The 24,802-nt window shown below is 74.4% G+C and carries 22 protein-coding genes and 1 pseudogene; 13 read left to right on the top strand and 10 right to left on the bottom strand.

Annotated elements, in window-relative coordinates:
• Positions 1-126: 126 nt before the first annotated feature.
• Positions 127-972, top strand: a complete 846-nt coding sequence (locus tag ACZ4NB_RS35715) for a DeoR/GlpR family DNA-binding transcription regulator (protein WP_467667204.1) — start codon at positions 127-129, stop codon at positions 970-972.
• 134 nt (positions 973-1,106) lie between these two features.
• Positions 1,107-1,598 carry an SRPBCC family protein gene (locus ACZ4NB_RS35710; protein WP_467667203.1) on the top strand — a complete coding sequence of 164 codons (492 nt, stop codon included), beginning with the start codon at positions 1,107-1,109 and terminating at the stop codon, positions 1,596-1,598.
• Positions 1,599-1,697: 99 nt separating this feature from the next.
• On the opposite strand, the gene ACZ4NB_RS35705 is transcribed toward ACZ4NB_RS35710, so the two are convergent.
• A complete protein-coding gene (locus ACZ4NB_RS35705) occupies positions 1,698-2,795 on the bottom strand; it encodes a PLP-dependent cysteine synthase family protein (protein ID WP_467667234.1) in 1,098 nt (365 codons plus the stop codon).
• Positions 2,796-3,099: 304 nt separating this feature from the next.
• Here ACZ4NB_RS35705 and ACZ4NB_RS35700 point away from each other — a divergent pair, with 304 nt between their 5' ends.
• Both ACZ4NB_RS35700 and ACZ4NB_RS35695 read left to right on the top strand, forming a co-directional pair.
• Complete coding sequence (locus tag ACZ4NB_RS35700; protein ID WP_384428452.1) at positions 3,100-3,387, top strand: hypothetical protein; 288 nt, start codon at positions 3,100-3,102, stop codon at positions 3,385-3,387.
• Positions 3,388-3,563: 176 nt separating this feature from the next.
• Positions 3,564-4,073, top strand: a complete 510-nt coding sequence (locus ACZ4NB_RS35695) for an ATP-binding protein (protein ID WP_467667202.1) — start codon at positions 3,564-3,566, stop codon at positions 4,071-4,073.
• A 54-nt stretch (positions 4,074-4,127) separates the two neighbouring features.
• Here the strand turns inward: ACZ4NB_RS35695 and ACZ4NB_RS35690 are convergent, their stop codons facing one another.
• Positions 4,128-4,433 (bottom strand): SHOCT domain-containing protein, encoded by a 306-nt coding sequence (locus ACZ4NB_RS35690; protein ID WP_467667201.1) that lies wholly within the window; start codon positions 4,431-4,433, stop codon positions 4,128-4,130.
• Positions 4,434-4,704: 271 nt separating this feature from the next.
• Here ACZ4NB_RS35690 and ACZ4NB_RS35685 point away from each other — a divergent pair, with 271 nt between their 5' ends.
• From ACZ4NB_RS35685 to ACZ4NB_RS35670, 4 genes are all read left to right on the top strand, one after another.
• Positions 4,705-5,325 (top strand): TetR/AcrR family transcriptional regulator, encoded by a 621-nt coding sequence (locus ACZ4NB_RS35685; protein ID WP_467667200.1) that lies wholly within the window; start codon positions 4,705-4,707, stop codon positions 5,323-5,325.
• A gap of 98 nt (positions 5,326-5,423) precedes the next feature.
• A complete protein-coding gene (locus ACZ4NB_RS35680; protein WP_467667199.1) occupies positions 5,424-5,822 on the top strand; it encodes a (R)-mandelonitrile lyase in 399 nt (132 codons plus the stop codon).
• A 113-nt stretch (positions 5,823-5,935) separates the two neighbouring features.
• A complete protein-coding gene (locus ACZ4NB_RS35675; RefSeq protein WP_467667198.1) occupies positions 5,936-6,520 on the top strand; it encodes a DUF4865 family protein in 585 nt (194 codons plus the stop codon).
• 74 nt (positions 6,521-6,594) lie between these two features.
• Positions 6,595-7,497 carry a phosphotriesterase family protein gene (locus ACZ4NB_RS35670; RefSeq protein WP_467667233.1) on the top strand — a complete coding sequence of 301 codons (903 nt, stop codon included), beginning with the start codon at positions 6,595-6,597 and terminating at the stop codon, positions 7,495-7,497.
• 68 nt (positions 7,498-7,565) lie between these two features.
• Here ACZ4NB_RS35670 and ACZ4NB_RS35665 read toward each other — a convergent pair whose 3' ends face one another.
• Entirely contained in the window at positions 7,566-8,786 is a 1,221-nt protein-coding gene (locus ACZ4NB_RS35665; RefSeq protein ID WP_467667197.1) for an ROK family protein, read from the bottom strand.
• A 206-nt stretch (positions 8,787-8,992) separates the two neighbouring features.
• Between ACZ4NB_RS35665 and ACZ4NB_RS35660 the strand changes: the two genes are divergently transcribed.
• Both ACZ4NB_RS35660 and ACZ4NB_RS35655 read left to right on the top strand, forming a co-directional pair.
• Positions 8,993-10,123 (top strand): MFS transporter, encoded by a 1,131-nt coding sequence (locus ACZ4NB_RS35660; protein WP_467667196.1) that lies wholly within the window; start codon positions 8,993-8,995, stop codon positions 10,121-10,123.
• A 93-nt stretch (positions 10,124-10,216) separates the two neighbouring features.
• Entirely contained in the window at positions 10,217-10,984 is a 768-nt protein-coding gene (locus ACZ4NB_RS35655; protein WP_467667195.1) for a maleylpyruvate isomerase family mycothiol-dependent enzyme, read from the top strand.
• Positions 10,985-11,033: 49 nt separating this feature from the next.
• Here the strand turns inward: ACZ4NB_RS35655 and ACZ4NB_RS35650 are convergent, their stop codons facing one another.
• The 4 genes and pseudogenes from ACZ4NB_RS35650 to ACZ4NB_RS35635 form a co-directional block, all read right to left on the bottom strand.
• Positions 11,034-11,699, bottom strand: coding sequence for a response regulator transcription factor (locus ACZ4NB_RS35650; protein ID WP_467667194.1), 666 nt, complete (start codon positions 11,697-11,699; stop codon positions 11,034-11,036).
• Positions 11,696-13,015 (bottom strand): sensor histidine kinase, encoded by a 1,320-nt coding sequence (locus ACZ4NB_RS35645; RefSeq protein ID WP_467667193.1) that lies wholly within the window; start codon positions 13,013-13,015, stop codon positions 11,696-11,698. Before ACZ4NB_RS35645 ends, ACZ4NB_RS35650 begins: the two co-directional genes overlap by 4 nt.
• Positions 13,016-13,131: 116 nt before the next feature.
• Positions 13,132-13,545: pseudogene (locus ACZ4NB_RS35640) on the bottom strand (TetR-like C-terminal domain-containing protein); the annotation flags it as partial.
• Positions 13,546-13,614: 69 nt separating this feature from the next.
• A complete protein-coding gene (locus ACZ4NB_RS35635) occupies positions 13,615-14,820 on the bottom strand; it encodes a geranylgeranyl reductase family protein (RefSeq protein WP_393495213.1) in 1,206 nt (401 codons plus the stop codon).
• Positions 14,821-14,998: 178 nt separating this feature from the next.
• Here ACZ4NB_RS35635 and ACZ4NB_RS35630 point away from each other — a divergent pair, with 178 nt between their 5' ends.
• Positions 14,999-16,360, top strand: a complete 1,362-nt coding sequence (locus ACZ4NB_RS35630; protein ID WP_467667192.1) for a M20/M25/M40 family metallo-hydrolase — start codon at positions 14,999-15,001, stop codon at positions 16,358-16,360.
• A 99-nt stretch (positions 16,361-16,459) separates the two neighbouring features.
• On the opposite strand, the gene ACZ4NB_RS35625 is transcribed toward ACZ4NB_RS35630, so the two are convergent.
• Positions 16,460-17,494, bottom strand: coding sequence for an NUDIX hydrolase (locus ACZ4NB_RS35625; protein ID WP_467667191.1), 1,035 nt, complete (start codon positions 17,492-17,494; stop codon positions 16,460-16,462).
• Positions 17,495-18,125: 631 nt separating this feature from the next.
• Between ACZ4NB_RS35625 and ACZ4NB_RS35620 the strand changes: the two genes are divergently transcribed.
• Positions 18,126-20,186 carry an NPCBM/NEW2 domain-containing protein gene (locus ACZ4NB_RS35620; RefSeq protein WP_467667190.1) on the top strand — a complete coding sequence of 687 codons (2,061 nt, stop codon included), beginning with the start codon at positions 18,126-18,128 and terminating at the stop codon, positions 20,184-20,186.
• Positions 20,187-20,260: 74 nt separating this feature from the next.
• Here ACZ4NB_RS35620 and ACZ4NB_RS35615 read toward each other — a convergent pair whose 3' ends face one another.
• Together ACZ4NB_RS35615 and ACZ4NB_RS35610 are read right to left on the bottom strand one after the other, a co-directional pair.
• On the bottom strand, positions 20,261-22,411 hold the full coding sequence (locus ACZ4NB_RS35615) for a serine/threonine-protein kinase (protein WP_467667189.1): 2,151 nt from the start codon (positions 22,409-22,411) through the stop codon (positions 20,261-20,263).
• A 117-nt stretch (positions 22,412-22,528) separates the two neighbouring features.
• Positions 22,529-23,485 (bottom strand): ROK family protein, encoded by a 957-nt coding sequence (locus ACZ4NB_RS35610; protein ID WP_467667188.1) that lies wholly within the window; start codon positions 23,483-23,485, stop codon positions 22,529-22,531.
• Between the two features lie 142 nt (positions 23,486-23,627).
• Between ACZ4NB_RS35610 and ACZ4NB_RS35605 the strand changes: the two genes are divergently transcribed.
• Complete coding sequence (locus tag ACZ4NB_RS35605) at positions 23,628-24,665, top strand: LacI family DNA-binding transcriptional regulator (protein ID WP_467667187.1); 1,038 nt, start codon at positions 23,628-23,630, stop codon at positions 24,663-24,665.
• Positions 24,666-24,802: the final 137 nt, after the last annotated feature.

The following is a 24,802-nucleotide window of genomic DNA, read 5'->3' as shown; positions in this document are numbered from 1 at the left end:
AGGGTGGGCGCGGCGGGCGCGGCGGCGCTGTCGGTGGCTCGTGCGAGGATGAGGGAACCAGTGATCGCAGGCGGCAGCCTACGCGCAGACCCGACGTGGCGAGCCGGGCGGAAGGGACGGGCCGGGGTGAGCGACAGCCAGAACCTCCTTGCGGAGCAGCGGCGTGCCCTGATTCTCGACGAGGTCAGGCGGCGCGGCGGAGTGCGGGTCAACGAACTGACGCGCAAGCTCAGCGTCTCGGACATGACGGTCCGGCGCGATCTGGACGTGCTCGCGCGGCAGGGCATGGTGGAGAAGGTGCACGGCGGTGCGGTGCCGGTCAGCGAGCCGAGCGCGCATGAGCCCGGTTTCGAGGCGAAGTCGGGGCTGGAGCTGAGCGCCAAGGAGGACATCGCCAAGGCCGCGGCCGAGATGGCGGCGCCGGGCAGCGCGATCGCGCTGGCGGGCGGCACGACCGCGTTCGCGCTGGCCCAGCAGTTGCTGGACGTCCCGGATCTGACGGTGGTGACGAATTCGGTGCGGGTGGCCGATGTCTTCTACACCGCGCAGCGGGCGGCGGCCAGCGGCGGCACGGGGCCGCGTGCGGGGGCCGCGACGGTGGTGCTGACGGGCGGGGTGCGCACGCCGTCGGACACGCTGGTCGGGCCGGTGGCGGACGCCGCGATCCGGACGCTGCACTTCGATGTGCTCTTCCTCGGGGTGCACGGCATATCGGTGGAGGCGGGGCTGTCGACACCGAATCTGGCGGAGGCGGAGACCAACCGGCACTTCGTCCGCTCCGCGCGGCGGGTGGTGGTGGTCGCCGACCACACCAAGTGGGGCACGGTCGGGCTGAGTTCGTTCGCGACGCTGGACGACGTCGATGTGCTGGTGACGGACTCCGGGCTGTCCGCGGGGGCGCGGGCGGAGTTCGCGGAGCTGCCGCCGGAGCTGGTGGTGGCGGGCGAGCAGCCGGCGGACGCGGAGGACTGACGGCGGGCCGGTGTGGGTCCGGTGGACTCGGCGGACCCGGGCCGCAGACATCTGACGGGCCGCCAGCTATGGTGTGCGGCGCCGGGGACACACCGCCCCGAGCCGCCGACCGTCCCTTAGGGGGTGCTCGTCCCATGGCACGCCGACTCCGCCCCGTCGAGCTCGACTTCGTCGAGTCCGCCCCGCTGCGGCTGGTCTTCGCCGCGGAGGTCGCCGCGCCGCCGAAGGCGGTGTACGCGGCGCTGGCGGACGATGTGCCGGGCTGGTCGCGCTGGTTCACGGGCGTGGCGCGGGCCGCGCCGACGCACGGCGGCCGGGGTCGGGACATCCGGCTGACCGGCGGCACCCGCTTCGTCGAGACGGTCCTGGCGGCCGAGCCGGACGAGCATTACGCCTACCGGGTCGACACCACCAACGCCCCTGGTCTGCGGGCCCTGTTGGAGGACTGGCGGCTGACGCCCGCGGGCGCCGGCACCCGGCTGCAGTGGACCTTCGCGGCCGACGGCCCGGCACCGCTCCGCTGGGCGATGACGCTGGCCCGGCCCGGCCTGGGCCGCGCCCTGCGGGAGTCGGCCCGGGCCCTGGACCGCCGCCTCACCGGAGCCGGGACCGGGACCGCAACCTGAGCCGGAACCCGGGACCGCTGCCTGAGCCTGAGCCGGATCCCGGGCCGGGCACCCGAGGGCCGGTCCGGGCCCGGCCGCACGGCACCGGGCGACGGGCCTTCAGGAAGGCCAGGACCCCGTGGCCAGGAACTCCTCGATGGCCCGCGCGTACGGCGTGATGTCCAGCCCCTGGGAGGCCAGCCAGTCGTCGGAGTAGTACTTGTCGAGGTAGCGGTCACCGGGGTCGCACAGCAGCGTGACGACCGATCCCGTACGGCCCTCGGCGACCATCTCCGCGACGATCTTCAACGCGCTCCACAGGCCCGTACCGGTCGAACCGCCCGCCTTGCGGCCGATCGCCGCCTCCAGGGCGCGTACCGCGGCGACGCTGGCGGCGTCGGGGACCTTCATCATCCGGTCTATGGCACCGGGCACGAAGCTCGGCTCCATGCGGGGGCGCCCGATGCCCTCGATGCGGGAGGCGGTGGCGCAGTCGGTCTCCGCGTCGCCGGTGAGCCAGCCGTCGAAGAAGCAGGAGTTCTCCGGGTCGGGGACGCAGACGCGGGTGTCGTACTGCATGTAGTGGACGTAGCGGGCGATGGTCGCGGAGGTGCCGCCGGTGCCCGCGGTGGCCACGATCCAGGCCGGTTCGGGGTAGCGCTCCAGCCGCAGCTGCTGGTAGATCGACTCGGCGATGTTGTTGTTGCCGCGCCAGTCCGTGGCCCGCTCGGCGTAGGTGAACTGGTCCATGTAATGGCCACCGGACTCGGCGGCCAGCCGGGCGGAGACCTCGTAGACGGTCCGCGGGTCCTGGACCAGATGGCAGGTGCCGCCGTGGAACTCGATCAGCCGGGTCTTCTCGCGGCTGGTGGTGGCCGGCATCACGGCGATGAACGGCACCCCGATCAGCGAGGCGAAGTATGCCTCGGACACCGCCGTGGAGCCGCTGGAGGACTCGATGACCGGCTTACCCGGGCGGATCCAGCCGTTGCACAGCCCGTAGAGGAACAGCGAGCGGGCCAGCCGGTGCTTGAGGCTGCCGGTGGGGTGCGTCGACTCGTCCTTGAGGTAGAGGTCGATGCCCCACTTCTCGGGCAGCGGGAAGCGCAGGAGGTGGGTGTCGGCGGTGCGGTTGGCGTCCGCCTGCACCTTTCGGACGGCTTCTTTGAGCCAGGTTCGGTAGTCCGGATCCGAGCGGTCGACATCGACGGTCGGCATCGGGTCCCCGGCCGCCGTCTCGTGGTCGGGCCGGCTCTGCGGCTGCTGTGCGGTGCTCACCGGCGCACTCCTTAAGCGGGGTTCCAAGCCCGCGCGCTACGCCGGGCCGGTTCCGACTATAACCACCCTCCGCACGCTTCTCACCTGCATAAACATCGCTTTGGGATACCCCAAGGACGCCCTGGGAAAGGGCTGTTGCACCCGCCGGGCACCGGGGGCACTGGTGCACCGGGCGCCATCACGGCAAACTTCCCACAAGGGGCGGTGGAGGGCACCTGCCCGTCTCACCGAGGAGGTGTCGGCCATGGCGGAGCCGGAGTTCAACGCGACCGGCGTACGGATCGAGCGGTGGCTGCGCTCGCTGACCCGGGCCGGCCAGGTCGTCATCAGAGACGGCCGACTGGCACTGCTGACCAGCTACGGCACCGAGATAGACAGCGCCCCGCTGCAGGCCGTCCAGGCCCACAAGCCGCTGTTCGCGGCGCGGGACCGGGCGCTCGCCACCCTCAACGGGCACCGCTATTCGCTCACGCTCGGCACCCCGGAACTCTTCTTCAAGGCCCTGGAGGCGGCGCGTCCGCCACGCCCCTGAGCGACCGACCGGACCGAGGCGGTGCGGTTGCGGGAGCGCGGCGCCTGGCCGACCCTGGAACTCGTATCACTGAGGGTTCACCAGCGGTGACGTTGTGGTGCAGCGGGCATCGTTGGATCCGGTCTTCGCCCCTGCCAGGCACGGGGGGCGCCCGACCTCATCAGGGAGTCGCGGTCGTGATCAGGCAGCCCAGCAGACACTGCACGGTGGAGCTCCAAGCCGTTCCGGCTCGCATCGGCCACGTGCGCGCAATCGTCTCCGCCCAACTGCGCCACTGGCGCCTCGACGCCCTGGTCGACTCCGCCGCGCTCGGGGTGACCGAGCTGCTGGCCAACGTCCACCGGCACGCCCGCCCCAGCAAGCAGTGCACCGTCGAACTGCGCCTTCTCCTCGACCAGTTGACGGTCTCGGTGCACGACGAGGATCCCCGGCTGCCCCGCATCCGGACCGCCGGCAGCTGGGAGACCTGCGGGCGCGGCCTGGCGCTGATCGCGGCGCTCAGCGAGAGCTGGGGGATGCGCCCGGACGGCAGCGGCAAGGTCGTGTGGTTCACCCTTCCGGCCCTGGCCGCCGCCCCGGAGGAGACCCGCGCGGACCACGCGCACTGGGAGCCGCTGTCGCTGGCGGCCGACGTGCGCACGGCGGCCGACACCCGTTCCCGGACACGGGGAGCGCGGGTCGGCTGACGCCCGCCCCGCGCTCCCCGGCCGCGACGGCGCGCCCGGTGGAACCGGCGGCGGTCAGGCCGTACCTCCCTTGGTACCGGCGCCGAAGTGCTCCTCCAGGACGGAGAGTCGGCTCCAGTACTCCTCCTCGTCGATCTCGCCCGCGGCGAAGCGCCGGCCGAGCACGGCGATGGGAGTGGGCGCGTCGCCGCGGGCGGCGGCCCGCGGACCGCGGAACGCCCGGCCGGGACCGCCCAGGCGCAGACCGGTGCGGCGCAGCAGGGTCACCACGCCGAAGACGGCCAGCGCCCACAGGACGGGGACGAACAGGATCCAGGGGCCCGGGCCACCGCCGGTCCAGGGTTCGGCAAGCTCGAACATCGCCATCAGCTCCTTGCGGGGACGTGGTCTTCGCTGTCCCTTCCGAGCCTGGCCTCCCGGGCGCCGCCGGTCGTCGTACGGCCAGCGGCTCTGCCGGTACGACGTGGGGAGTAGGCGGGGAGTGGGTGGGGAGGACGCGGGGAGCGCCAGGGCGGGGAGTCGGCCGCTACGGGCTCTCGCCCGGCCCTCGTCGCCCCCTTGCCGGAGCCTCGTCGCCCCCTTTTCCGAACCCTGGTCGATCTCTGTAACTACTAGTATGTACACTGCCTGTATGAGCACTCAGGAACGGCACGGCTCTCGGGAGCGGCTCAGCACTCAGGAACGGCTGGTGCAGAGCACCCAGGAACTCCTGTGGGAGCGGGGGTACGTCGGCACCAGCCCCAAAGCGATCCTGGAGCGCGCGGGCGTGGGCCAGGGCAGCATGTACCACCACTTCTCCGGCAAGTCCGACCTCGCCCTGGCGGCGATCCGGCGCACCGCGGAGGGCATGAAGGAGACGGCCCAGGAGTGCCTGACCGCCCCCGGTACGGCGTATGAGCGGGTCGCGGCCTATCTGCTGCGCGAGCGGCAGGTGCTGCGCGGCTGCCCGATCGGCCGGATGACGCAGGACCGCGATGTGGTGCAGAGCCCGGAGCTGCGGGCGCCGCTGGACGAGATGTTCGACTGGCTCCGGGGCCGGCTCGCCGAGGTCCTCGCCGACGGGCAGCGGGAGGGCGAGCTGGCCGCGGGGCTGGATCCGGTGGCCACCGCCGCCACCGTCGCCGCCGTCGTCCAGGGCGGGTATGTGCTGGCCCGCGCGGCGGATGACACGGCGCCGTTCGACGCGGCCGTGGAGGGCGTGCTGGCGCTGCTCGCCGCGCAGGTCGTCCACCCCGCTCCCCCGGCCCGATAGCCGGTGACCGGCCTCCCCCGTCACCGGGAGCCGACAGCCGGTGCCCGTCACCAGTAGGCAGTAATCGCCACCCCGTCGCCCCGAAGGAGCGCACCCCCATGGAGATCACCCGACAGCGGCCCGCCAGTAGGCCGGGGCCCGCCGCGCAGTTCACCGGGACCGTCTGGTTCGATGAGATCGCCGCCCCGCCCGCGCCCTCCCGCCTGCGCATGTTCAGCGTGCACTTCGCGCCCGGCGCCCACACCGCCTGGCACACCCACCCGCACGGGCAGGTCCTGCACGTCACCGAGGGCGCCGGTCTGGTGCAGCGCGCGGGCGGCCCCGTCGAGCCGATCCGCGCCGGGGACACCGTCTGGATCGCGCCGGGCGAACGGCACTGGCACGGTGCGGCACCGGACACCTTCATGACGCATCTGGCGACCGTCGAGGCCGCCGCCGACGGCACCACCACCGAGTGGGCGGAGCGGGTCGGCGAGCAGGAGTACCCGGGCGGATGACCGCCCACCGCCCACGCCCGACCGCGGCACACCCCGGCACACCGACGACGGCGTTCGGACCGCCGGCCTCGCCGCCCCGCCCCCTCGCCCCCGCACCCGTACGGAGCCCCCTCATGCACGCCCTGCAGTACGCGATCACCCTCCCCGCCGACTACGACATGCGGATCATCCGGAACCGGGTGAAGTCCAGGGGCCACCTCCTCGACGACTTCGAGGGGCTCGGCCTCAAGGCGTACGGCATCCGGGAGCGCGGCGTCGACGGCTCGCCCGTCAACCAGTACGCGCCGTTCTACCTCTGGGCCGACCCGCAGGCCATGAACCGCTTCCTGCTCGGCGACGGATTCCGCGGTGTGGTCCGCGACTTCGGCCGTCCGGTGGTCCAGCACTGGCAGGGGCTGTTCCACCGGTCGGGGCCGGCCGCCGGTACGGCCCCGCGCGCCTTCACCCGCCGGACGGAGACGCTCGACGAGCATGCCGATGTGGCCGCCGTCGTCGAACGGGCGGTGGCCGCGCACGAGGAGCTGGCCACGGTGGACGCGGTGCACTCCACCGCGCTGGCTCTCGACCCCCGGCGCTGGGAGCTGGTCCACTTCACCCTCTGGGCGGACGCCGCCCCCCGGTCCGCGGGCGACCGCTACCAGGTGCTGCATCTGTCCGCTCCGGGTATCGGCCGGCTGGGGGCGGGGCCCCAGTGGTGACCTCGCACGCCGCGGCGGCCCCCGCCGGGCCCGCCCGGCCCGCCGACCGGCCCGCTCCCGCCGTCCGCACCGTCCTGGGCGATATCGCGCCCGCCGACCTCGGCGTCTGCGACGCACACGACCACCTCTTCCTGCGCAGCCCCCTGCTCCCCGGCCAGGAACTGGCCGATGCGGAGGCCGCGGCCGCCGAGCTGAGCGCCTTCCGCGCGGCCGGTGGGGCGGCGGTGATCCAGTGGACGCCGTACGGCATGGGCCGGGGCGCGACCGAACTCCCGCGCCTGGCACGGGAGTCGGGGGTGCGGATCGTCGCCGCCACCGGGCTGCACCAGGCGGCGCAGTACTCCCCCGAGCTGCTGGAACGGATCCGTCCGGACCTGGCCCGGCGGTTCGTCGCCGAGCTGACCGAAGGGATCGGCGAGACCGGCCCGCGGGCCGGGATGATCAAGGTCGCCGGCGGCTATCACGGCCTGGACGGGCACACCCGGTACACCATGGCCGCGGCCGCCGAGGCCCAGCACGCGACCGGCGCGGCCATCGGCGTCCACCTGGAGCTGGGCACCGGCGCCCTGGACGTACTGGAGCTGCTCTGCGGGGAGTTGGCGGTCCCACCGGACCGGGTGATCCTCGGCCATCTCAACCGCTCACCGGATCTCGCGATCCACCGGGCCGCCGCCGAGGCAGGCGCGTATCTCGCCTTCGACGGCCCCTCGCGCGCCCATCACGCGACCGACTGGCGGCTGCCGGATGCGCTGGCCGCGCTCGCCGACGCGGGCTTCGGGGACCGGATCCTGCTCGGCGGCGACACCACGACGGCCGGCGCCAGGTCGGTCAACGGCGGCCCGGGGATGCCGCATCTGCTGCGCCGCCGCCGGGAGCGGCTCGAACTGACCCTGGGCAAGGACCTGGTGACGCGGTTCCTGACCGCCAACCCGGCGCGGGCCTTCGCCGCCCCGTGGACGCGGACGGGCGGCGGCTGACGGGGAGGCCGACGGACCGCGGGCGGCCGGGTCCCGCTACGGCCTGCCGCCCGGACCCGCCCATCGGGCTACCGCTCGACCACGGCCAGCGGATCGTCCAGCACCGGCTGCCAGGCCAGCTCCGCCGCGCCCACCAGGCTGTTGTAGTCGAGGCTGCACGGCAGGATCGGAATCCCGCCGCTGCGCCCCCACAGGCTGCGGTCGGCGACCACCGCGCGCAGCCGCTCCGGATCGGCCTCCAGCAGGGCGCGGTGCAGCCCGCCGAGGATGACGCGGTCGGGGTTGAGGATGTTGACGAGCCCGGCGATGCCGAGCCCGAGGCGGTCGATGAGAAGGTCGGCCGCGGCCCGTACGCCCGGGTCGGCGTAGGCGTCCCTGAGCAGCTCGGCGGCCTGCTGGAGCAGCGAGACCTCCGGGCCCGGTTCGCGGCCGGCGGCGACCAGGAAGGCGAGCGGATCGGCCTCCACGTCCAGGCAGCCGCGGCTGCCGCAGTGGCAGGGCGCGCCCTCGGGGTTGACGGTCAGATGGCCGACCTCCAGCGCCAGGCCCGAACTCCCGCTGTGCAGCCGGCCGTCGAGCACCAGCGCGCCGCCGACACCCCGGTGCCCGGAGGCCACGCAGAGCAGATCGCGGGCGCCCCGACCGGCGCCGTGCCGGTGTTCGGCGAGCGCCATGAGGTTGACGTCGTTGCCGGTGAAACCGATCGTCTCGGTCACGCCCGGGATGCCGGCCTCGGTGAGCGAGCGCAGGAAGAGTTCGCGTACGGGGGCACCGGAAGGCCAGGCGAGGTGCAGCGGGTTGAGCGCCTCGCCGTCCGGTTCCGCGACCGCGGAGGGCACCGCGAGGCCGGCCCCCAGGCAGCGCCGGCCGGTCTCGCGCAGCAGCTCCGCGCCGGCCGCGACGACGTCGGCCAGGACGTGGGCCGGGTCGGCGGGGATGGTGCCGCAGCCGGCCGAGGTCGCCACGATGCGGCCCCCCAGGCCGACCAGCGCGACCCGGAACCCGTCGGCGTGGATCTGCGCGGCGAGCACGACGGGGCCGTTCTCGTTCACGAAGAGCCGGTGGGAGGGGCGCCCTTGGGAGCCGGCCGAGGCGGTGGGCCGGGAGTCGACGGTGATCAGGCCGAGCGCTTCGAGCTCGGCGGCCACCGCGCCGGCGGTGGCGCGGGTCACGCCGAGTTCGGAGGTCAGGACGGCGCGGGTGGGCGCGCGTCCGGTGTGTACGAGCTCCAGTGCGGGTCCGAGGGCGCTACGGCCCCGCTCCAACCTGGTTGTCCGAGTCTGGGTCACACCCCTATTCTGACTTTGTGCCGACGCTAAACAAAATACGGAGGGTCCTTACCCGGGACCAGAACTCCCCAGCGACCGATCGACACCCCCGATCCCGCCGATCCCCCCACCCCCGCCGACACCTCCTCCGCCTCCCCCACCTGACCCGCCCGTCCCGCCTCTCCGACCTGACCCGCCTCCGCATCGCCCTCACCACGTTCTTCGCCATGGACGGCTTCCTGTTCGCCGGGTGGGTCGTCCGCATCCCCGCCATCAAGGCGCAGACCGGGGCCGGCGCGGGCGCACTCGGGCTGGCGCTGCTCGGCGTGTCGGCGGGCGCGGTCGCCTTCATGCTGATCACCGGACGGCTGTGCCGGCGCTTCGGCAGCCACGCCGTGACGACCGCCTCCGCGGCCGCCCTCGCGCTGAGCATCGTGCTGCCGCCGCTCACCCACTCGGCGACCGCGCTGGGGCTGGTCCTGCTGGTCTTCGGCGCCGCGTACGGCTCCCTCAACGTCGCGATGAACAGCGCCGCCGTCGACCTCATCGCCGCCCTGCGGCGCCCGGTGATGCCGAGCTTCCACGCCGCCTTCAGCCTCGGCGGCATGCTGGGCGCCGGGCTCGGCGGACTGCTCGCGGGCGGCCTGACCCCCCTCGTCCATCTGTCGCTGCTCGCCGCGATCGGCCTGCTGGCGACGGCCGTTGCGGGGCGCTCGCTGCACCGGCACCCCGCTCCCGCCGTGCCCGAGCGGATGCCGGCGGCAGCGGACCGCACCGGGACCACCCCCGCGGACCGGGGCCGCCGCCCGGCCCGCCTGGTCCTCGTCTTCGGGCTGATCGCCCTGTGCACCGCCTACGGCGAGGGGGCGATGGCCGACTGGGGCGCGCTGCACCTCTCGCAGGACCTGGCCGCCGGGCCGGGGATCGCCGCCGCCGGCTACGCGGTGTTCGCGCTGGCGATGACCGTCGGGCGGCTGTCCGGGACCGCGCTGGTGCAGCGCTTCGGACCGGCCCGGTCGCTGATCGCGGGCGGGGCGACGGCGACCGCGGGCCTGCTGCTCGGCGCGCTCGCCCCCAGCCCCTGGTCGGCGTGCCTGGGCTTCGCCGTCGCGGGTATCGGGCTCGCCAACATCTTCCCGATCGCCATCGCGCGGGCCGGCGAGGCCGGCGGGGCGGACGGCGTCGCCGTGGCGTCCACGGTCGGCTACGGCGGGATGCTGCTCGGCCCGCCCGCCATCGGGTTCCTCGCCGAGGCGTTCAGCCTGCCCGTCGCGCTGACGACCCTCGCCCTGCTCGCCGCGGTCGCGGCCGTGATCGCGTACGCGACCCGCGGCGCGCACCGCGCCGGTCGCCGCTGAGACCCGCGCGCCGGGGGCGGTGCACCGCGCTTGCGCGGACGGGCCCCGCCCCGCGGCGGTCGGCTGTCAGTGGCGGCTGGCACACTCATGGGCATGGAGATCACTCAGTTCGTCGAAACGCTCCGGCTCGACGGGGGCCTGCTCGCCGACGCCGCCGAGGAGGCGGGGCCGGACGCCTCGATTCCGGCGTGTCCCGATTGGCAGATGCGGGATCTGGTCCGCCACGTCGGGCGGGTGCACCGCTGGGCGGCGGAGATCGTGCGGCAGGGGGCGCAGCAGCGCAGCCGCCCCGCCGAGGCGCCGGACCTGACCGACGACGAACTGGTGGGCTGGCTGCGCGAGGGCCATCACCACCTCGTCCTCGCCCTGCACAACGCCCCGCAGGACCTGGCGGCCTGGTCGATGTGGCCCGCGGCGTCCCCGCTGGCGTTCTGGGCACGCCGCCAGGCGCACGAGACGTCGGTGCACCGCGTCGACGCCCAGCAGGCGATCGGCGCCGCCCTCACCCCCCTCCCCGCCGCCTTCGCCGCCGACGGCATCGACGAACTCCTGACGGGTGTTCACTCCCTCGACCGCAGCCGACTCCGTACGGACCTCCCGCGCACGCTGCGGGTGCGCGGCAGCGACGCCCCCGGCGCCGACTGGACCGTCCACCTCTCCGAGGCGCTCCCGCGCGTGGTGCGCACCCCGGCCGACGCCGGCGCGGACGGCGCGGAGCCCGCGAAGCCCGCCGACTGCACCATCGAGGGCCCCGCCGAGGAGCTCTACCTCGCCCTGTGGAACCGCCTCCCCTGGGACACCATGACGATCACCGGCGACACGGCCCTTGTCGAGCTCTGGCGGGAGCGCGGGGGCATTTGAGGCCGGGGCGGTCGGGCGCCCGCCCCGGTGCCCGGGGCGTCGTGTGGTGTCAGCCCAGCCAGCCCGGTCGCACCAACCCCGACTCGTAGGCCAGGACGACGAGTTGGGCGCGGTCGCGGGCGCCCAGCTTGATCATGGCGCGGCTGACATGCGTCTTCGCGGTGAGCGGGCTGACGACCAGGCGGCGGGCGATCTCCTCGTTGGTCAGGCCGATGCCGACCAGGGCCATCACCTCGCGTTCGCGGTCGGTGAGTCGGGACAGGGCGTCGGCCGCGGCGGGTTCCTTGGAGCGGGCCGCGAACTCGGCGATCAGACGGCGGGTGACGCCGGGCGAGAGCAGCGCGTCACCGGCGACGACCGCCCGCACGGCCCGTACGAGCTCCTCCGGCTCGGTGTCCTTGACCAGGAAGCCGGAGGCCCCGGAGCGGATCGCCTCGAAAACGTACTCGTCCAGCTCGAAGGTGGTCAGCATGACGACCTTCACCTCGGGGAGTTGCGGGTCCTCGGTGATCCGCCGGGTGGCGACCAGGCCGTCCAGCACCGGCATCCGGATGTCCATCAGGGCGACGTCCGGCCGGTGCGCGCGCACCGCGGCCACCGCCTGCTGCCCGTCCCCGGCCTCGGCGACCACCTCGATGTCGGGCTGCGCGTCCAGCAGCACCTTGAAACCGGCCCGGACCAGCAGTTGGTCGTCGGCGAGCAGTACCCGGATCACGACTCCTCCTCGGTGGCGTCGGTCCGCTTCACCGTATCCGTATCCCCCTCCGGGGCCCGGCCCTCGCCTGCCGGCTCTCCCTTCCCCTTCCCCGGCTCCAGCGGGATGCGGGCGAGGACGCGGAAGCCGCCGTCCGGGCGCGGGCCCGCCTCGACGGTGCCGCCCAGCGCCGCGGCCCGCTCCCGCATCCCGACCAGGCCGTTGCCCCCGCTGGACTCGTGCGGGCCGGCGGTGGCCGGGCCGTCGTCGTCGACCCGGATCTCCAGCACTCCGGGAGCGTGGTGGAGCAGCACCCGCGCGGTGCGGGAGCCGGAGTGGCGCACGGTGTTGGTGAGGGCCTCCTGGACGATGCGGAAGGCGGCGAGGTCGGTGCCCGGCGTCAGGACGGCGGAGGTGCCCTCGGTGGTGAGGTGCACGGTCAGACCGGCGCTGTGGGCCTGCGCGGCGAGTTCGGGCAGCCGGTCCAGGCCCGGGGCGGGGGAACGCGGGGCGTCGCCCGGGGTGCGCAGGGTGTCGAGGACCTGGCGGACCTCGCCGAGCGCCTCCTTGCTCGCGGCCTTGATGGTGGTCAGCGCCGTGCGCGCCTGCTCCGGATCGCTGTCCAGCAGCGCCAGCCCCACGCCCGCCTGGACGTGGATGACGGAGATGCTGTGCGCGAGGACGTCGTGCAGCTCGCGGGCGATCCGCAGCCGCTCCTCGTCCGCCCGGCGGCGTTCCGCCGCGGCCCGCTCGGCGCGCGCCCTGGCGATCTGCTCGCGGCGCACCCGTACGAGCTCGGAGAGCGCCACCACCGCCACCGCCCAGGCGGTCACGAACAGTTCCTGGCCCCAGGGGGCGGGCCCGTCGTGCGGGGGCGGCAGCACGCGGTAGAGCCAGTGCGCGATCAGGAGATGGACGGCCCACACCCCGCCCAGCGCGCACCAGGCGACCTTGCGGTGCCCGGCCACGATCGCCGTGAAGGCTCCGAGGGCGAGCGGGAGGAAGACCGGTCCGTAGGGATAGCCGGCCGCGAGGTAGGCGGCGCTGGTCGCGGCGGTGCCGAGGGCGACGGTGCGCGGGTAGTGGTGCCGAAAGAGCAGCTGGGCCGCGCCGACGACCAGGAGCGCGCGGCCGAAGGAGTCCAGTGGGACGCGGTCCGGCTGGGCGCGCCCGGCGAAGCCCGAGCCGACCAGGACGACGACCGTCACCGCGAGCGTCGAGAGCCAGGGCAGCCCGGCGGGCCACCGGCCGCGCGAGGTCTCGGGCGGGACCGACAGCCACCGCTCCCACACCGGGCCGAGGCAGCGCCGCGCCCACGGCGGCCGTGCGTTCTCCATGCCGTCACGCTAGACCGCGGCGGGACGCGGTGGCGTCAGCCCGGCGCGGTGATCCGGCGTACTCCCACGGGAGTACGGGAGCAGGGGGCCGGCCGCCGGTTCCGGCCCTGCGGTGGTCAGCGCGGGGTGCTGAGGCCGACACTGCGGGCGAGTTGGAGCACGGCCTGTTCGAAGAGTTCCGTACGGGCCTCGACGACCCCGTTGAACTGGCCGAAGAGTTCGAAGCTCAGCAGCCCGAAGAGCTGCGCCCAGGCCCCGACGAGCCGCGCCAGCACGGCGCCGGGCAGCTCGATGCCCAGCTCCGCGCCGAGCGCCAGCGCATCGCCCACCACCACGTCGGGCAGCGGCTCCCCGGGCTCCCGCAGCGCACCGGCGGCATGGGCGTCACGGACGACGCCGATCAGCGCGAGGCCCACCCGGGCGGCCAGCCCCGTGGTGGTGCGGGGAGCGTGGTAGCCGGGGACGGGGGACCCGTAGATCAGCGCGTACTCGTGCGGATGGGCCAGCGCCCAGTCGCGTACGCCCGTGCAGACGGCCGTCCATCGGGCGGCGGGGCGGGGCGGGCCGGCTGACCCGCGGTCACCTGGCCGCGGGCCCGCTCACCCCCGGTCCAGGGACTCCAGCGCCCGCCGCGCCACCGAGTGCGTGCGCACGATCTCGGCGAGCGTGGTCGTGCCACGGGTGATCTTCGCGAAGGCGTGCCAGGCCGGCCGGAAGCTCGTGACCGCGGCGTGCACCAGCCCGGGGCGGCGGGAGAAGACCGTCAGCAGCCGCCGGCCCACGCCCATCTCCACACCGAGGCCCGCCTTGATGGCGAAGGCGTAGTTGAGGGCCTGTCGGCGGGCGTCGACCGCGTCATGCGCCTCGGAGACGCGCACCGCCCACTCCCCCGCGAGCCGGCCGGACCGCAGCGCGAAGGAGATGCCCTCCCGCGTCCACGGCTCCAGCAGCCCGGCCGCGTCGCCGCACACCAGCACCCGGCCGCGGGACAGCGGCGAGTCGTCGGCGCGGCAGCGCGTCAGATGCCCGGAGGAGATGCTCGGTTCGAAGCCGGCCAGGCCCAGCCGGCCGATGAAGTCGTCCAGATAGCGCTTGGTCGCCGCGCCCTCGCCGCGGGCGGAGATGACGCCGACGGTGAGGGTGTCGCCCTTGGGGAAGACCCAGCCGTAGCTGCCGGGGATCGGGCCCCAGTCGATGAGCACCCGGCCCGCCCAGTCCTCGGCGACCGGCTCGGGCACCGGGATCTCGGCCTCCAGGCCCAGGTCGACCTGGTCGAGCTTGACCCCGACGTGGGCCCCTATCCGGCCCGCGCTGCCGTCCGCGCCGACCACGGCCCGCGCCAGCACCACCTCGCCGTCGCCCAGCACCACCGCGACGGTGCGCCGGTCCGGCACCTCGGCTCCGTGCTGCTCGACCCGCGAGACCGTCACGCCCGTGCGGACCGTCGCGCCCGCGTCCTTGGCCGACTCCACCAGCCGGGCATCGAACTCGGGCCGGTTGATCAGGCCGAACAGCATGTTCTTGGAGCGGCGGGTGCGGGTGAGCCGCCCGTTCAACGAGAACGTCACCGCATGCACCCGGTCGCGCAGCGGCAGTTCGAAGCCCGGCGGGAGGGAGTCCCGCGAGGGGCCGATGATGCCTCCGCCGCAGGTCTTGTAGCGGGGCAGTTCGGCCTTCTCCAGGAGCAGCACCCGGCGTCCCGTACAGGCCGCGGCATGCGCGGCCGAGGCGCCCGCCGGCCCCGCGCCCACCACCACGACGTCCCACACCTGCTGGTTGTCCTCCGCTGCCCGCTCGCTGCTCACCTGTGCTTCTGCTCCCGTTCGATGCCTGGCTGCGCGTACCGCCCGCATCCTACGGGCCGCTCTCCCGCGAAGGCCCTGTGGGAAGATCGGTGGCACCCGTGCCCGTACGCCCGGCCCGTCCGGCTCACGAGGCCAGGACGCCCGTACCCCACAACGTCGCGCCCACAAGGAGCGTTCCATGTCTGACAGCCCCCTCGCGCAGACCGTCGCCGCACTGCAGCCCCGCGCCAGGACCGAGCTGGCCGAGCTGGTGGCCTTCAAGTCGGTGGCCGATCCGGCCCAGTTCCCCCCGAGCGAGTGCGAGGCGGCCGCCGACTGGGTCGCCGGCGCGCTGCGGGCGGACGGGTTCCAGGACGTGGCGCTGCTGGACACCCCGGACGGCACCCGGTCCGTGTACGGCTTCCTGCCCGGCCCGGCCGGCGCCCCGACGGTGCTGCTGTACGCGCACTACGACGTGCAGCCGCCGCTGGACGAGGCCGCCTGGCTCTCCCCGCCGTTCGAGCTGACCGAGCGCGACGGCCGCTGGTACGGGCGCGGCGCGGCGGACTGCAAGGGCGGTCTGATCATGCATCTGACGGCGCTGCGCGCGCTGAAGGAGCACGGCGGCGTCCCGGTCAACGTCAAGGTGATCGTGGAGGGTTCGGAGGAGCAGGGCACCGGCGGCCTGGAGCGGTACGCCGAGGCGCACCCGGAGCTGCTGGCCGCCGACGCCATCGTCATCGGTGACACCGGCAACTTCCGGGTCGGGCTGCCGACGGTGACGGCGACGCTGCGCGGGATGACGCTGGTACGGGTCCAGGTCGACACCCTGGAGGGCAATCTGCACTCCGGCCAGTTCGGCGGCGCGGCCCCCGACGCGCTCGCGGCGCTGATCCGGATCCTGGACTCGCTGCGCGCGGAGGACGGCTCGACGACGGTGCGGGGGCTGGACTCGGACGCCACCTGGGAGGGCCTTCAGTACCCGGAGGAGGACTTCCGCAAGGACGCCAAGGTGCTGGACGGCGTGGGGCTGATCGGCAGCGGCGCGATCGCGGACCGGATCTGGGCCCGGCCGGCCGTCACGGTGCTGGGCATCGACTGCCCGCCGGTCGTCGGCGCGACCCCGTCCGTACACGCGGGCGCGCGGGCGCTGGTGAGTCTGCGGGTGCCGCCGGGCACGGACGCCGCGGCGGCGACGAAGCTGCTGGCCGCGCATCTGGAGGGCGCGGCGCCCTGGGGCGCGCGGGTCGCGGTCGAGCAGGTCGGGCAGGGGCAGCCGTTCCGCGCGGACACCGGCAGCCCGGCGTATGCGTCGATGGCGGCGGCGCTGCGGGAGGCCTATGACGGCGAGGAGATGCAGACGTCCGGTATGGGCGGCTCGATCCCGCTGTGCAACACCCTGGCCGGGCTCTACCCGGACGCGGAGATCCTGCTGATCGGCCTGAGCGAGCCCGAGGCGCAGATCCACGCGGTCAACGAGAGCGTCTCGCCCCAGGAGCTGGAGCGGCTCTCGCTGGCGGAGGCGCTGTTCCTGCGGCAGTACGCGCAGAGCCGGGGCTGACGTCCCGTACGGCGGACGCGGCGCGGCCCGGCTCCTGAAGCCGAACGGGCGCCGCGGCCGGACTCGCTCCGGGCGCGGCGCCTCTCCCCGGCCGGCGCGTCAGCCGACGGGGACGCCCGCCTCCAGGTGGAGCGGACAGCCCCTTTCCCGGGCGCGCAGTGCCCAGCGCAGGCGGTGCCAGCGCACCGGGGGCAGCAGTTGCTCGGCCTCGGCCTCGCTGACGAAGCGCCAGTCGCGCAGTTCGGCGCCGGGCAGCAGCAGCTTGCCGATCCGCTCCTCGGTCAGGGTGCCGCCGTCGTAGAGCAGGCGCAGACCGCCGAAGCCGGGCGGCTGGGGGGCCTCCCAGTCCAGCACCAGCAGCCGGGGCGGGTGCGGCAGTTCGATGCCCAGCTCCTCGGCGACCTCGCGCACCCCGGCCTGGGCCGGCGCCTCACCGCGCTCCACGACGCCGCCGGGGAACTCCCAGCCGGCCTTGTAGGTGGGGTCGACCAGCAGCACCCGGTCCTGGTCGTCGAAGAGCAGGACGCCGGCCGCGAGCGTCTCGGCGGTCGGCTGGGGGGTCTGCACGATGTCGCAGGCGCCGGCGCCGGCGCGGACGGCCTCGGCGACCCGCTCGGCGGTCTGCCGGGGCGTGAGCCGGGTGGTGTCGACGACGTGCGCGTCGTCCGTGAGCCACGGCAGCGCGTCGGCGTACGGCTCCAGGTGCGCCAGGCTCCAGCGACGGATCGCGGCATTGGCCCCGTCGTCGCCCGGTGTCTCCTCTCGGTGCGCTATCCGCGTCCGCAGGATCGTTTCCTCCGCATGCAGCAGAACATGCAGCACCGGTATCCGGCGGGCGGCGAGGGAGCCGAAGATCTCGTCGCGGTACTCCTGGCGCAGCAGCGTCATCGGCGTCACCAGCGGGCCCGGCACCTCGGTGAGCAGCGCGGCGGCGGTGTCGGCGACCATCCGCCGCCAGGACGGCAGGTCCTGATAGTCGTCGATCTCCTCGAACCGCTTGGCCGGAAGCATCAGCCGCAGCCCGCTGCCGAGGAGCTCGGGGTCGTAGAGCGTGCTTCCGGGAAGCAGGTCGAGCAGTTCACGAGCCGCAGTGGTCTTGCCCGCACCGAACGTGCCGTTCAGCCAGACGATCACGGTTTCCCCTCTTCCCTAGACCCAGGTGAGTTGCCCGCAACACCCTGCCACGGAAACGCTGGGGACCACGGGGCGCGCAGGCGGCCGGGAACGTTGCGCAGGCGACCACCGGCCCCGCCAGGGAGACTTCGGGTACCCGTGGACGGGCCGGTGGAGACATGCGTCGGGAGGAGGATGCCGGTCTTGTATCCCCCGCCGCGAAGCCCCGGCAAACAAGCGCTCCCCAGCCCCTCCTGTACCGAAACCCTCACCTGCACAGCGGGTGCCCGCACCCCGCCGGCATACCGGAATCCGCATATGACGGCGGCGCGGGGCGCATCGCGCGGCCGCCGGCGCGGTCCTCAGCAGCGCCCGGCGGGACATCCGACGTTCTACCGCTTCCCCGTGGGCAGTTGAACCACTGAACGGCGACTGGGCCACGCCGCACTCTGCGGGACGGAACCAAACAGAACCGAACGCGAGCATGGGGACCTCACCCCGAACAGCGGGGCCAGTCAAGGGTTTTGGCAGGCGGAGCAGCAACTGCAATCCCCCCTCTTCCAACAGACTCCAACAAGCCCTACCGTAAACACTCGCCAGTGACAGGTACACGCTTCCACCACATCTCTCGTGAAGACGGAGGACGCGACCCATGCGCGTTCATATCCGCACCACCCACCGGCGAGGAGAGCGAAGAATCGTCGGAGCACTGTCCGCCGCGCTGCTCTGCGCGGCAGGGATGACCGCCCTGCCCGCGGCGGCCCGTACGCCCGCCGGCCCGGGCCCCGCCGACGCCGCCCGCCCCGCCCCCGCACCCCGGCTTCCCGACGGGCTGGCCAAGACGCCCCCGATGGGCTTCAACAACTGGAACTCCACGCACTGCCGGGCCGAGTTCAACGAGGACATGGTCAAGGGCATCGCCGACCTCTTCCTCGCCAAGGGGCTCAAGGACGCCGGCTACCAGTACGTCAATCTCGACGACTGCTGGGCGCTGCCCGAGCGCGACGGGGACGGCAGGCTCGTACCGGATCCGAAGCGCTTTCCGCACGGCATCAAGGCGGTGGCCGACTACGTCCACGCCAAGGGCCTGAAGTTCGGCATCTACACCAGCGCCGGCACCAAGACCTGCAACGAGGCCGGGTTCCCCGGCGGCCTGGGGCACGAGACGTCCGACGCACGGCAGTTCGCCGACTGGGGCGTGGACTACCTCAAGTACGACAACTGCAATAACCAGGGCGTGGACGCCAAGCAGCGGTACCGCACCATGCGGGACGCGCTGAAGGCCACCGGCCGGCCCATCGTCTACAGCATCTGCGAATGGGGCGAGAACAAGCCCTGGGAGTGGGCGTCGGACGTAGGACATCTGTGGCGCACCACCGGCGACATCAGCGACTCCTGGTCGAGCATGCTGGACATCGCCAAGCGGAATCTGCCACTGGCGCCGTCCGCCGGGCCCGGGCACTGGAACGACCCGGACATGCTGGAGGTCGGCAACGGCGGGATGACGGACACCGAGTACCGCAGCCACTTCTCCCTGTGGTCGATGATGTCCGCGCCGCTGCTGATCGGCTCCGATCTGCGCAAGGCCGCCCCCGAGACCTTCGGGATCCTGGCGAACAAGGACATCATCGCGCTCGACCAGGACGCCCTGGGCAAGCAGGCCACCGTGCTGAAGTCCGAGTCCGGCCGGTGGACCCTGGTCAAGGAACTGGCGGGCGGCGAGCGCGCGGTGGCGCTGTTCAACGAGACCGACCAGCCGCAGCGGATCACCACCACCGCCCGGGACGCCGGCCTCCCCCAGGCCGCCGGCTACCGCCTGCGCGACCTGTGGCAGCACCGCGACACCCACACCACGGGCACCGTCTCCGCGACCGTGCCGGCCCACGGCACCACCGTCTACCGGATCGCGGCCGACGCGCACTGGGCCGACCAGCCCCCGGCCGTCGACACCGGCACCGACCGCACCCCGCTGATCGAGGCCGGCACCTCGACCGGCCTGCGCTCCACCGTCCGCAACCTCGGCGGCACCCCCGCCAGGAACCTCACCGTGACGCTCAAGGCCCCGCGCGGATGGCGGACCGAGCCCACCTCGCCCGCGACCGCCCGCGCGCTGCCCGGCGGCAGGACGCTCACCACCGGCTGGCGGATCACCGCCCCGGCCGGCGCCGCACCGGGCGGCTACGCACTGCCGCTCACCGCCGACTACCGCTCACCGGACGGCAAACGGGTCACCACCACCCTGCCCGGCACCGCCCATGTCGTGGTGCCGCCGCCGTCCGGGACCGCGTACGCCGCCGAACTCCCCTGGCTGAGCGCCGTCAACGGCTGGGGCCCGGTCGAGCGGAACACCAGCGTCGGGGAGCGCGACGCCGGCGACGGCCGGCCGATCAGTATCGGCGGCACCGGCTTCACCAAGGGCCTCGGCGTCCACGCGGCCTCCGGGGTCGGCTTCTACACCGGCGGGCGGTGCACCACCTTCAGCGCCCGGGTCGGGATCGACGACGAGTCCGGCGGCCGCGGCTCGGCCGGCTTCGAGGTGTGGGCCGACGGCCGGCGGGTCGCCGACAGCGGCACCGTCACCGGCACGGACGCCGCGCGCGCGATCAGCGCCCGGGTCGCCGGAGCCGAGTCGGTCCGGCTCGTGGTGACCGACGGCGGGGACGGGATCGACTACGACCACGCCGACTGGGGCGACGCCGAGTTCAGCTGCTGACGGGCGGGTCGGGCGGCCGGGGGCCGGACGGGCGCCACCGGCCCGTCCGGCATCCGGTCCTCGGGACCCCGAGGTCAGCAGGTGGGCAGTCCGGGGATCGGCTGGTCGTTCGCGCCGCCCTTGAGGTAGACGACGCTCACATAGACCCCGGAATTGCCGCTGTCGTCATCGGTCTTGGCCCACCAGACGTTCGTCCACTCCCCGTACGTCTCGCGGCGGCCCAGCTTCGCCTGGCAGTAGAAGTAGTTGGTGCCCATGTTCAGGGTGCCGACCTGCTGGAAGGAGGCGGTGTAGGAGTTCGCGCTCCGCCAGACGTCGCAGTTGGTCTTGCCGCCGCCGATCGACACGCACGACGTCGACGGCGCCGGGTCGCCGCCGCCGCTGCCGCCGGTCGTGGTGGTGCCCCCGGATCCCCCGGATCCCCCGGAGGCGCCGCCGTCCGAACCGCCCGAGCCGCCGCCGTCGGTCCCGCCCTGGCCGCCGTCCGCGCCGCCGGTGTGCTCCCCCGAACTCCCGCCCGCACCACCGGGCTTGGGCTTGCGGGAGGCGCCGCCGTCCGCGGGACCGGCCGAGGCGGACGGCGACGCGCTCCGCCCGCCGTCCTCCCTCTTCCCCGTGCCCTGGTCCTTGCCCTTGGCGTCGGCCTTGTCCGTGGCCGGGCCCGGCGTGTCCGGACCGCCGGGCGTCCCGGCCGGCTGCGCCGACGGCCGTCCGCCCTCCGCGACCTTCTCGCCCGTCTCCCCGCCCACCAGCGCATACGTCACACCGCCGCCGGCCGCGAGGACGGCGAGCACCGCCGCCACGGCCAGCGCCACACGGCGGCGGCCTCGGGCGGGCAGCCGCTCGGTGTCCCGCTCGGACGGGCTCCCCGGGTAGGGGTGGGCGCCCGTACTGCCCACGGCCGGACCGGCCACCACACCGGGCGGGTCGGCGGCGGGGCCGGGGGTGGTGTACGAGAAGCCCGGCGTCCGGGGGCCGGGGGCGGCGGGCGGCCCCTGCGGGGCGGGCTGTGCCACCGGCGCGGGCACGGGCTGCGTCGCCGAGGCGGCCTGCGACCCTGGCCCCGACAGCCAACCGGCCGGCGGCCCCTCGGCGCGGTGCGGCCCGGCGGGCGCGGCCTGCGGACCGGGCTCCTGCGGCGCGGGCGGCACCGCCCGCAGATCCGTCGCCGTGGGCAGATGCGGCGCGCCGGGCACCGGTCCAACTGCGGGCTCGCGGCCCTCGGCCACCGCCTGCAGCAGGCTCCGGGCCTGGGCGGCGGACGGGCGGTCGGCCGGGTTCTTGGCCATCAGGGCATGGAGTACGGGGGTGAGCGGGCCGGCCCGCCGGGGCTCGGGCAGCGCCTCGGTGACGATCGCGGTGAGCGTGGACCACACCGACGTCCGGCGGAAGGGCGCGCCGCCGCCCTCGACGGCCGCGTACAGGGTCATGCCCAGCGACCAGATGTCGGAGGCCGGGGTGGGGTCCTGGCCCTGCGCCCGCTCGGGCGGCAGGTAGTCGAGCGAGCCGACCAGTTCGCCGCTGCGGGTGATGTTCGTGGTCGCACCGTCGCCCGGGGCCTCGATGCTGGCGATGCCGAAGTCGGTGAGCACCACCCGCCCTCCCCCAGCGCCCGAACGGCCTGGGCCCCGCCCCCAGCCGTCCAGCAGCACGTTTCCCGGCTTCACATCGCGGTGCAGCACGCCCACCTGGTGGGCGGCGTCCAGCGCGTCCATCACCTGGGCGCCGATCCGGGCGATCTCCCGGGGGTCGAAGCTGCCGCACTGTTCCAGGGCGTCGTCCAGCGAAGGCCCGTCCACCAGCTCCATGACGATGACCGGCCGGCCGTCCTCGTCGATGACGTCGTGGACGGTGACCACGCCGGAATGCCGGATACGGGCCGCGGCCCGCGCCTCGCGCTGCATACGGGTGCGCAGATCGGCCAACTCGGGCGCGGAGGCGTCGGTGTAGGCGCGCAGGACCTTGACCGCCACCTCGCGGCCCAGCACCTCGTCGACCGCGCGGCAGACCACGCCCATCCCGCCGCGCCCGATCCGCCCGGTCACGCGGTAGCGGCCGCCGAGCACCCGCCCGGTCAGATCGGCGTCCTGGCCGCGCCGGGGCCCGCTCGCGGCGGCGGCGACGGGCGCGCCGTCGCCCGCCCCGCCCGCCTCACCGGATCCGCTCGCGCCGTCCGCCGCACGCGCCTCGTCCACCTCGCGCTGCTCGCGCTCCCCCGGTGTCACCGTCGCCGATCCCCTCGATACCCGTGTCGTTGCCCGTACGCCGTGCACATCGCCCGTACGGCGTCGTACATCGCGGTCGGCAACAGACTAAGGGGCGCGCGGGGGCCTGTGGTGGCGTCAGGGGGCAGGGACGAACGCATCGAGACGGGACTGTTGCGCGGCGGCCGCGGCGGCCCCCACCAGCCCGGCGTTCGTCCCCATTTGGGCGGGTACGACCGTCAGGTCCTGCACGAACGACAGCGTCGCGTAGTCGCGCAGGGCCGAGCGCAGCGGGGCGAACAGGACATCCCCCGCACCGGCCACACCCCCGCCGATCACCGCGATATCGATCTCGACCAGGGTGGCGGTGGCGGCTATCCCGGCCGCCAGCGCCCGCGCGGCCCGCTCGAAGGAGCGCACCGCGATCCGGTCGCCGGCGCGCGCGCAGGCGGCGACGGCGGCGGCGCTGGTGTCCCCGTCGGGGCCCGGCCGCCAGCCGTCGGCCAGCGCCCGGCGGGCGATGTGCGGGCCGCTGGCGATCCGTTCGACGCAGCCGCGGCCCCCACACGGACAGGGGTCGCCGTCGAGGTCGACGCTGATGTGGCCGATGTGCCCGGCGTTGCCCGTAGGTCCCGGATGCAGCCGGCCGTTGAGGACGAGCCCGCCGCCGACTCCGGTGGACACCACCATGCACAGCGCGTTGGCGTGCCCGCGCGCGGCGCCCAGCCAGTGCTCGGCCGCGGTCATCGCGACGCCGTCGCCGACCAGCACGACGGGGCGCTCCCCGACCAGCGCCCGCACCCCGGCGACGAGCGGAAAGGCGCGCCAGCCGGGGATGTTGACCGGGCTGACCGTACCGGCCTGGGCGTCGACCGGTCCCGCGCTGCCGATGCCGACCGCCGCCACCCGCGCCCAGTCCGGCGCCGCGGCCAGCTCCCGGACCACCTCGGCCACCGCGCGCATCACCGTCGCCCCGTCACCGCCGGCGGGCGTGGGCCGGCCGGCCCGTACGAGCAGTCTGCCGTGCGCGTCCACCAGAGCGCCGGCGATCTTGGTGCCGCCAATGTCCAACGCTGCGCTGAGGTCCGTCTGCATCGGTGTGGAATCTCCTGGTGGGCCCGGTGGCCGGGCGTGGCGGCCCGGCGTGCGAACGATAGTCTCCCCTCGATTGACAACGTTGTCTAGAGGCTATGCTCGACGCCACACCAGGCCGCCGACAGAATCAGGACCGCACACCGTGACCGACACCGCGCGGGGCACGTCCCGCCGCTATGGCACCCGGCCCACGATGAAGGATGTCGCGGCGCGCGCCGGGGTCGGCCTCAAGACGGTATCGCGCGTGGTCAACGGCGAACCGGGCGTCACCCCGGACACCGAACGCCGGGTCCAGGAAGCCATCACCGCCCTGGGTTTCCGCCGCAACGACTCGGCCCGCATCCTGCGCAAGGGCCGTACGGCCAGCATCGGCCTGGTCCTGGAGGACCTCGCCGACCCCTTCTACGGCCCGCTCAGCCGCGCCGTCGAGGAGGTCGCCCGCGACCACGGCGCCCTGCTGATCAACGGCTCCAGCGCCGAGGACCCGGCCCGGGAGCAGGAGTTGGTGCTGGCGCTGTGCGCACGGCGGGTCGACGGTCTCGTCGTCATCCCGGCCGGTGACGACCACCGCTATCTGGAGCCGGAGATCACGGCCGGCATAGCCACCGTGTTCGTGGACCGCCCGGCCGGCCGGATCGACGCCGACGCCGTGCTCTCCGACAACTTCGGCGGCGCCCGGGACGCGGTGGCCCATCTGATCGCGCACGGCCACCGACGGATCGGCTTCATCGGCGACCAGCCGCGGATCCACACCGCGAAGGAGCGGCTGCGCGGCTACCGCGCGGCGATGGCCGCCGCCGGCCTGCCCGTTGACGAGGCGTGGGTGTCGCTGGGCTCCACCGCTCCCGACCGCGTACGCTCCGCCGCGACCGCCATGCTGGACGCGGCGCAGCCGGTCACGGCGCTCTTCGCGGGCAACAACCGCGTCACGGTCACCGCCGTACGCGTCCTGGGCGAACGCCCGCACCCGGTCGCCCTGGTCGGCTTCGACGACTTCGAGCTGGCCGACCTCGTCCGGCCCGCGATCACGGTCGTCGCCCAGGATCCGGCCCTGATGGGCCGGACGGCGGCGGGTCTGCTCTTCCGCCGCCTGGAGGGCATCGCGGACCCGCCACGTCACAGCGAGATCCCCACGCGACTGATCGCGCGCGGGTCCGGCGAGCTCCCACCCGTCCGCTAGCGCTTTGCCCGCCTCCCACGTTGTCGGCTGTCCCGCCGTGGTGGTTTCTCGCCGTTGCTCCCCCACTGCCTAAAGGGCGTGGGAGGTACCCCCAGCGGCGGGCGTTTGTGTGTCGGGTGCGGTGACAGCCCTACGGA

It is taken from the genome of Streptomyces sp. NPDC026575 (genome assembly GCF_055567415.1).
Note: the sequence above shows the minus strand (reverse complement) of the source record. Positions and strands in the feature narration are given on the sequence as shown.